At 32.4% G+C, this 5,304-nt stretch carries 5 protein-coding genes; 1 reads left to right on the top strand and 4 read right to left on the bottom strand.

Translation table 11 applies throughout. The features are described from left to right. Positions 1-18 precede the first annotated feature (18 nt). Positions 19-321 carry a hypothetical protein gene (locus tag BY457_RS18650; RefSeq protein WP_258176795.1) on the top strand — a complete coding sequence of 101 codons (303 nt, stop codon included), beginning with the start codon at positions 19-21 and terminating at the stop codon, positions 319-321. A 100-nt stretch (positions 322-421) separates the two neighbouring features. Here the strand turns inward: BY457_RS18650 and BY457_RS18645 are convergent, their stop codons facing one another. From BY457_RS18645 to BY457_RS18630, 4 genes are all read right to left on the bottom strand, one after another. Beyond that, a complete protein-coding gene (locus BY457_RS18645; protein ID WP_106154842.1) occupies positions 422-607 on the bottom strand; it encodes a hypothetical protein in 186 nt (61 codons plus the stop codon). Positions 608-617: 10 nt separating this feature from the next. Next, the gene (locus BY457_RS18640) at positions 618-1,667 is read right to left on the bottom strand and encodes a toll/interleukin-1 receptor domain-containing protein (protein ID WP_106154841.1); all 1,050 of its coding nucleotides are present in this window, start codon (positions 1,665-1,667) and stop codon (positions 618-620) included. Positions 1,668-1,836: 169 nt separating this feature from the next. Beyond that, on the bottom strand, positions 1,837-3,012 hold the full coding sequence (locus BY457_RS18635; protein ID WP_106154840.1) for a PDDEXK-like family protein: 1,176 nt from the start codon (positions 3,010-3,012) through the stop codon (positions 1,837-1,839). A 339-nt stretch (positions 3,013-3,351) separates the two neighbouring features. Next, entirely contained in the window at positions 3,352-4,710 is a 1,359-nt protein-coding gene (locus tag BY457_RS18630) for a hypothetical protein (RefSeq protein ID WP_146131015.1), read from the bottom strand. Positions 4,711-5,304: the final 594 nt, after the last annotated feature.

Below are 5,304 nucleotides of genomic sequence, written 5' to 3'. Positions count from 1 at the left end.
GTTGCTTAAATGTTGTTAATGTCATCCTCATTTTTTGCCATCAAAGTAACGGCTGGAGACCGGAGGATGCAATATGTAGGAGGCCGATGGCTTACGCTCGAACGGAAACGGAAAAACCTGATCCGTTTAGGTGTCCCTCCACGAGATGCCTATGCATGGAGCCGGAGCAGGATGGGAGGTTGGGCCATTGCGCAAAGCCCAATATTGGGAACCACCATTACCAAAGCCCGTCTAATAAAGCGGGGATACATCCCTTTGGCTACAATGTTTAAGACAATTTCCAAAAATACGGAACTGAATCAACTGTTTCCCATGGTTTAAAGAACCGCCGTATACGAGACCCGTACGTACGGTGGTGTGAGAGGCTCTCCGCTAGGTCATTGACCTAGCGGCAGTCTACTCGATTATGTGGCGTAATTTTTCAATATCCTCCAGCATCTAACATTTGGTGTACAATATTCTCAATATTATCAGATGAATTAACTGGTCTAACTTGTCCTATATTTGTTTTACCAAGCTCTTGTTGTATCCAAATATATCCATTCTCATCCACTTCATAATCATACTTTTGTCCATTGTGAATTACCGAACCTTTTTGTGTTTTCATGTTTTTTGATTTAAAATTTGTTTAACTTATTTAAAATCATAGATATTATTTCATCAATATGATGGGTTTTTGAATCTATATATCCAATTGTTTCATGTATTCCAGTGATTTTAGTATCATCAATTCTTATTGGTAAAATATATTCTCTATTTTCTCGAAACGCTCTTGCCTGAGCACTTTTTCTTTCAAGATTTGTCCACAATTTATTCTCGTAATGCTTAGATAATAGCATCACACAATATTTGGATTTTTCACTATACACTGAACTTAAATAGTCATATAAGTTTTTACCCCACAAATCAGCTTTTTCGTAATTGTCATAAAATACGTTAACCTGCTTTTCTTTTAGCTTTAATGCAATCATTTCAGCAAAATCTCTGTCTTCTCCTGCAAAAGAAATAGCAACATCATATTTTTCGTCATTTGATAATGAAGAAGAGCTTATTGATGAAATCCTTTTTAGTTCCTCTTTTTTGGTTTTTTCTGAAATCCGTTTTACTCCATGACTTGTAACAAATAAATTACCTTCTTCAATACCATTTTCAATCTTTGTGTCAATGTATTTATCCTCCATTAATAAATCTGCATTAAACATATAATTGTCAAATGAAATTTTTAATATTTCACAAAATCCAATTGGACTAAATTCCGCCATAATGTATGTTTGGGGATTTGATTTCCTGACATTGTATAGTCCTTTTAATAAGAAATCTTGAATCTGTTCATCCTCTAATGGAACATTTGGTTCATCAATATTTTCAGAAGTAATGCATTGAAAGTACTCTTTACCTTTGTCAAATAATCCAAAATCAATTCTAGTTTTAACCTTTGCAATAGTTTTTTCTGTGATTTCATTTTCCGCTTTATCAGAAATCAAAGCACTATATTTCATACGTATTGCAATAGTAGAGATTTGTGATTTCTCAATAAACAAGAAATCATTCTCGTTCTTAGCAGTTGAATCAAAAACTGTAGCTGTAAAGGAAAATCCATTTATTTCATTATTCCAGTTTGAATGATAATAAATATCTAATCCTTTATATTTTTCGTCTCTTACCATGTGTAGTCGTTTTTATTATGCCACATAACGTCCCGGCTATATGCGCCTGGGCGTGGTTTCAGACCAGCTATGGATTTATCAGCTTGAACGCATGGTTTTGGGAAATACAAAACCGTCAATATGCTGTGGATGCCACGACTGGCGTATATAGCTTTGTTGTGCGTTCGTTCTACGGCGTTTTGAATTCGTACTTTTTAATCGTTTCAATTATTCTGTTTATTTCACTTTTATTTTTACTATAAATTTTTTCAACATTTTCGGTCAAATCTTCTTTGTCACTCCAATCCTTAATTTTTAAAGTATTTGTAACCAATCTTGTGTATTTTGATTCAAGCCTTTTAGCACTATTTCGTATTGAATAATTATTCTTTTCTAAAAAATTGATAAATCTTAGTCTTTCTTCTCCGCTTTCAAATGGTCCAATTTCCAAATGGAATTTTATTTTTGTATCATCCCTTTTCGATATCCAAATTGCTATAGGATATGGAACTCTCCATCCTAAATCTCTTTTTGGCAACAATTCAGCCAATTCAACAGGAAGAAACCAAAAAACTTTATCGCTCAAATAATATTCTTCAATATCATGCCCTTTTTTAAAAGATTGAAATGATTCTTTCAATGAAGTCTCATTATTTCCAATCGTCTCAATTATTAAATCAATTGCGTCTTGATGTTCGTTATAAATTTTGAGACAAAGCTCCTTTAATTCTTCATCCATTCCCAATGCTTTTTCTAGTGTTTGCAAATAAAATTTAATGAAATTTGAAATTTCATCTGTTAGGTAATTTTTTTTTAGATTTAGTGTTTCTTGAATTAATTTATGAATTATCTCGTGGCTTAAAATTCCAAACTCATTATTGTTTTCTGGTTCGTTACCTGTTTTAGTTAGAAGTATAGGAATTCTCTTATATTCTGAATAGTTAGATTTAGCATAATCTAAATATTTTGTTAATTGATGTTTACTCTCTTTTGAGTGAATTTTATTCTCAATTATAAATAAGAGTTTATTCCTTTTTGACCTCAGTAAAATATCAATGTTTTGTTCTTCTCTTCTGACTATTGTGTCTCCAAAATCTGCGAGATGTATTTTCATCAGATTTATTTCGTCTCCTAAAACATCTTCATTTATCAAAACCGCTTGAGACAAAACTTTTTTCAAAAAATAATCACCTAATCCATGATTCCCATTTGGATTAAGTAACCATGCTAGTACATTTGAATGCCGTATTTCATAGTTTTCGATTGCTAAAATATTGAACGGATTAAACACATCAATCATTGATTCTAATATTTCAAGATTGTGGTTGTTTACGATAAAGTTATATAGTTTTTCCTTTTCTTTCATTTTTCTCTAATGCCGTAGAACAAATGTGTAAATACATACCTACCATTAATTTTCTGGAAAATTAGTATTAAGTCATTAAGCTGTGGCCTGAATAAATTCTTTGCCTTAAATATGTTTGGGAAATGTAAAGTAAAAACACAATTGGTTTTATCCATATAAGCGCTGCCAACCTTTCAAATTGACACATTTTTCATCTATTTAATATTAGGTGGTATATAATTCATATTATTACTTTTTTGTAGTTTAAATGCGGAAAATAGTTGTTCTTTTTATCATGAAGTTCTAATGTTAGGGTCATATAATTAAAGACTTATATGACCCTAATTAGTTTTGGTATTTTTATATTCCTAAGATTTCTTTCGACCCTATTAATACTTCCCAGAACTCATTATATTCTTTCAAACGTTCTGTTGAAAAGTGTTTTTGATAATTGTATAAATTATCTTTATTACGGCCGGGAAGATTTTTCATAGTGTCATGAATATTTTGTGCATTTTTTACCTCATTTTTCCAAATATCGAGTCTGTTTGTTGTAAGATTTCCACTTTGGTAAGCTTGAAAATGTTTAACTAGCTTTTCTGTTAATGGAATAGCTTTGTCTAATAAATTATTGAATTGGGCAACAGATGTTGAAATTTCATTAATGTAATCTGTATTTCCCTGATTTACATTGTTATATATGTCAGAGGTTAGTTTTAATTTTGATTTATCTGTTAATATGAAAATTTCATCTCCTATTTGCTCCGTTTTGTAACCAAGGTTTTCCAATTTTGCAATAAATTTAATAAGTGTGACCTCTGTTCCGCAATTAAACAAAAAACGGCTTGTTCCAAAAAGATATTTACCTGTGTTGTCATCTTTCATTAATGATTGAGCTCGGAAACGTGTATATTTTTTTAGATTTCCTTCCTCAATAATACTTTTTTCAACCAACTCATTTTCTACGTAACCAGCATGTGAATAATTCATGATATAGTAGTCCCCAACTACTTTAAAGGTTCCTGTTATTGAGGTTAAATCATTAATTTTTTCCCCTAACATTATTTTTTCCTTTGAATAAGTACCAATTTCTTTTAGTTCAATTTCATACTTATCAATGTTTTGCATTTGTTCTCTTGCATTATTTAACTCTGAGAAAGAATAATCAGAGGGTTCCATTGGTTTATGATTTTGCCTTACTACACTGTTTTTAACCTGAATTAGATGATTATTCAGAGCTTCCTTGTCAAACCTAAATGATAGAAAATCTGTTATTTTTGATTGATTAATGGATTTGTCTGCATAGATAAAATAGCCAAGATTATATTTTTCTGAGATTACTTGAGCTTCTTTTAGGTAATCCTTTTTCTTTTTGAAACGTTCATCTGATGCTAGGAATTCATCTATTTTTTTGGCAATAGATTCAATTTCATTATATTTATCAAGCTCTGTTTCATATTCATTCATCTTCTCAATGCTGTCCTTTTTTAATTCTTTTATTTCGTTGTTAAGTGTCTTGTAGTTTTCACTTAAAGTCTTAATTGTATCATACTTTGGGACTTCGACAGATTTTAAAGATGCATTGTAAATTGAAAAAGCATTCTGATACTTTTTTGCTATTTCTTCGGTTTGTTCAGGAATGATTTTGTACTCTTTTGTTTGTGAATAAACACTTAATGTCAAAGTGATTAGTGCTAAAATTGTAGCTAATTTGTTCATTTTTTTCATTTTAGTTGTTAAACATTTTTACAAGTTATAGGCGGTCTTTGAATGACGCACAACGGTTACGTGTATGGTGTCGTTTGGCGATTCGAAGCACAAACCTGTCAAAACGCCACACCGTTTATTAGATGTAATAGCCTTTAAATTAGCACTATACGCCAAATGCACTATACACGATGTGTGTGCCCTGCATGAGCAGCAGTGCACCCACCTCGAAGTTCCAGAAAAAGTTTAAAAATACAAATCTTTTCCAAGGAGCCATAGAGTGTGGGGTAATTTTATCCAGAGGGCGTAAGTCCCTTATGCGCGAGGGTGACGCCTTGAAGCATTAGCAAGTGGCAAGCTGGTTTACCGTGAGGTATGCAGTGAAGGAAGCCAACCGGCAAAAGTCTGTACTGACGGACAGGTATTACAGGATTAGCATGTGCTGTAAGGCGCATATGAGGCATGATTGTTCGGGTAAGCAAGCACATCATTGTAAAGCCCAAAGAACACCAAAGGACAGTTATGTAGATGCGACAGGAATAGACTGAAGGATAAAGCTCTTACCAGGGGATAGCTCCACGTTCACGAGGTGGACATGTGAAGCAG

It is taken from the genome of Marinilabilia salmonicolor, from assembly GCF_003003035.1.
GTDB lineage: Bacteria > Bacteroidota > Bacteroidia > Bacteroidales > Marinilabiliaceae > Marinilabilia > Marinilabilia salmonicolor_A.
Note: the sequence above shows the minus strand (reverse complement) of the source record. Positions and strands in the feature narration are given on the sequence as shown.